The sequence below is a fragment of the Paenibacillus sp. FW104-T2 genome (genome assembly GCF_058789975.1).
On record NZ_JBYTCE010000048.1, the window covers coordinates 1 to 3,736 of the forward strand.

At 43.0% G+C, this 3,736-nt stretch carries 4 protein-coding genes; all 4 read right to left on the reverse strand.

Going from position 1 to position 3,736, the window contains the following annotated elements; genetic code table 11:
* Window positions 1–194: 194 nt before the first annotated feature.
* Window positions 195–884 (reverse strand): DUF1361 domain-containing protein, encoded by a 690-nt coding sequence (locus AC3WQ3_RS28600; protein ID WP_492474376.1) that lies wholly within the window; start codon window positions 882–884, stop codon window positions 195–197.
* A gap of 263 nt (window positions 885–1,147) precedes the next feature.
* Window positions 1,148–2,077, reverse strand: coding sequence for a sigma-70 family RNA polymerase sigma factor (locus AC3WQ3_RS28605; RefSeq protein WP_492474378.1), 930 nt, complete (start codon window positions 2,075–2,077; stop codon window positions 1,148–1,150).
* Between the two features lie 35 nt (window positions 2,078–2,112).
* Entirely contained in the window at window positions 2,113–2,559 is a 447-nt protein-coding gene (locus AC3WQ3_RS28610; RefSeq protein WP_336782054.1) for a carboxymuconolactone decarboxylase family protein, read from the reverse strand.
* 89 nt (window positions 2,560–2,648) lie between these two features.
* Window positions 2,649–3,431, reverse strand: coding sequence for a cupin domain-containing protein (locus AC3WQ3_RS28615; RefSeq protein ID WP_492474379.1), 783 nt, complete (start codon window positions 3,429–3,431; stop codon window positions 2,649–2,651).
* Between the last annotated feature and the right edge of the window lie 305 nt (window positions 3,432–3,736).

The following is a 3,736-nucleotide window of genomic DNA, read 5'->3' on the forward strand; positions in this document are numbered from 1 at the left end:
CTATACAAGTATAGCTTTATTAAGAAACAATATCATTTAATAAACGCTATTTCTTATGGATTTGTTTGTTTTTTTATCACTAAAATATCCTGCTCTCTGGGTGAATGTTTCCGATAAAATAAAAAAGCCGCTAAATAAGCGACATTAATGAGAGTATATTCTTTTCTCATGACATCTGTAGAAGGCTCCGGCAGTTAATTATCACTTTTATATGTAGAATTTGCATTAATGAGATAATACAGCGTCACGTAGATAGCGAGAATAAATACGCCAAAAAACAGGCAAAACGCAAGCGATGGACGACTGATACTTTCTATCATTAAGTTAAACAGTGTATCACGGTTAGTTAGTACATCCCAGCTATTAAGTCGGTAGACCCTGCCGAGCAAGACACCGTAACTTCCCAATGCACAACCTGCCAATACAAAGACCCATGATGCCACATTTCCCATTTTTCGATGTATGACCTCTTGGAGCTGATACATGGACAAAAAACCAAGCAGCAGCCCTGTCCAGACAAACATCAGTAAAACAATCAGATCGTACCAGTACTTGTAATCCAGACCGTTGCCAGCATAATAACGGGAGCTTCGCGCCGTCAGATGAACAAGATCCGTTACGATATAAGACGCATTCGGGAAAAACAATAACCATAAGAGTCCACTTGCCACCGCAAGCCATGGAGCAGCTCTCCACTTCGATGCACTGAAGCCATATGATATGAAAGAGAAAACAAAAGGAATCCAAGCCAAAAACAGATTCCAGATGAGAAACCGGTAATATCGTTGGTTCAGCCAGTCTGCAGCTGCAAAGTACAGTCCTACTGTCACTACAGTAACTACGCTTAGGAAAATAAAAACTTTAAAATAATTCAGCTGTCTCAATAGAGCTTCCCCCACTTATTTTCGGAAATTCCGAATAATTGCTTCCATATTGGTCCTAGAAATGGCATCAAACACACATTAGAATCATACCACGCTCATAACGAGAATCAAATTCACACCCATTCGGGTTTCACTCCGAAGCACGTTTAAGGCATTATACCTGTTTTGAATCTGATCTTGTATAACAGAAAAAGCGGCTGTTCCTTTTGTAGGAGCATGCCGCTTTATTCATTATCATTATTACTGAATTTCTGCATTCTGGTTCAATGACTTCTTGCTGCAATTGTCCTGAGTTTATCTGGGTTAACGACCAAATAGACCCCGTCAATGCGTTGTCCCGATAAGTCGGACTGAAGGCATATGACCTCGCTTACCTTGCCATTGTTCAAAAGCGCAACCTGAACCTCTCCATTGATGATGGTTGGCACCCACTCCCGCTCCCTTAATCGGGTAAGCACACGCCGAGAAGTCAGAAGAGCTAGGACACCCTTGTGAACCTTCATCGTTCTCATCACCGTATGTACACGCCCACCACCATCAGCAGTGAATACAGGTTGTTCAGAGAGCAGATCGAGCATGGCTGTTACATCATAAGCAAGGAAGGCAGTGGTGAAACGTGCAAGCAATTTTTCTCTGTTAGCATCATCAGTGGTGGTCTGAACCTTATCCGGAGGTTGATCGGGTAGGTTACGTCTGGCTCGACTGAAAATTTGACGGCAATTGCTCTCCGTTTTGCCAAGCCAATCGGCAATTTCCCGGTACTCATACTGAAAGGCTTCACGAAGTACAAATACAGCCCGCTCCACGGGTGTCAGACGTTCCAGCAGTACCATATAAGCATAAGAGATCATTTCTCTCTGCTCATAGGTTTCCTCAGGCAGATCCACTGCCTCGCCTATCGGCTCCGGAAGCCACTCACCAACATAGTGTTCTCTTTGATTGCGCGCAGAATTCAGCAGATTCAGGCTCCGATTTACTACAAGTTTGGCAATGTAGGATTTGGGATGACGGATCACCTCGTCAGATCTACTTTGCAGCCCTGCAAAGCAGTCCTGTACGACATCCTCAGCCTCCACAACACTTCCAAGCATTCGATAAGCAATGGAGAACGCATATGCTTTATAACGGATATACAGTTCACCAACTTCCAGAGAAGACTCTTCCGGTTCATTGGTGAGTTTATCAGGATTCATATGAAGGCCTCCTCTGGCAGCGGTATTTGAAATGTTTAATTAAAGCAGCCTGGATACATGCCTGTCGTGATTGCAATCCGGTTCCAGTTGTTAATGGTATTAATCGCCATAACTAGATCTACCAGTTCTTCTTCACTAAAGTGTTCCCGGACCTTATTGTATAATTCCAGTGGAACCCCTTGTTCAGAAATTCGGGTCACAGCTTCAGCCAATTCAAGCATAACACGTTCTTTTTCCGAAAATAAAGGAGCTTCGCGCCAAACGCTAAGCAGCAGGATATGATCTGAGTAATCACCAAGCTTCATCAGATCTTTGGCATGCATATCAAGACAGAAGGCACAGCCATTGATTTGTGAAACTCTGATTTTTAACAATTCATATAATACTTTATCCTCAAATTGACCCGATACAAACTGCTCCATTGCCATTAATGCCTTGAAAGCCCCCGGATTCGCTGCTCTGTAATTCATTCTCAAACTCATCTCATTCGCCTCCGTATTATAGTGTACATACTGAAGACAAATGAACAGATGAATCTGTGACATTCATTTCAAAAAATTATGGGGGATAATTAGTATCTCCAACCGTTACCAATAATAGGACGCTGTACAGTGTACGGCATATAATCTGACTCTGTTGGTACATAAGCAGCATTTGGATTTTGCCCATACGTTGGATTCATTGGATCAGGGTAAATATATTCCGGACTTGGCGCGTATTGCATCTGTACATAAGGCTGAATGTTTGGTTGGACATTTGGTTGGACGTTCGGCTGGCTGTTTGGTTTAGGCATGTTATCGGCAGCTGGTGACACTTGAGTTGCACAATCTGCAGGCGGTCCAATGAATACCGTCTTTTGAATAGGAGCTAAAGTCTCTTTAACCTTGTTCTCATCCAGACAATACGTATGGGCCAGCACACTTGCAGGCGTCAAACGCAGAATGTCTGAACCAAATATCGCTTCTGGGACCGGAGCATCGAAAATGGCCAGCAGGTGAGTCTGATCAACTGTCGCAACTTCATAATGCCACCAGCCTTGGGGAACATTCGCTACCTGGCCAGGGTTAATAGGAAAGTTTAACAATTCGTTGGTAAAGGGATTGATCAGGGAAACGACAGCAGAACCACTAATACAATAGACCAGCTCTGTTGCATTTTGATGTATGTGAGGTTCAACGACATTGCCAGTACTTAAATAAATATCCAGCAGAGATGCATTCCCCAATGTGTTTAACTGTTTAATGGATAGGGAATTGATGTAGTTATTTTCATCCTTTTTGAACAATTGATTCTGGTTTACATCATACGTGAACTGTGTGGTTGGTAACGTATAATCCATATAAGAAGTCGCCAAAAGTTAACGCCTGCCCTTCGCTCATGGTTTAGGTATAAACCTATACGCCAGCTTATGCCCTGGGCATTTATGCGTGAGCCCATTTCTACATGAACTGATTTTCGGGGCGATTAAAAACATGAAAAAACCCTTGAACCATATCAAGGGTTTCTAAATATAGACAGACAGGATCTAGAGTAAAGCAAGGTACTTACCTTACATACTCTTGATCCTGTCTGACAATTCAGAGATGCGCGTGGAGGGACTTGAACCCCCACGTCAAAGACGCTAGATCCTAAGTCTAGTGCGTCTGCCAATTCCGCCAC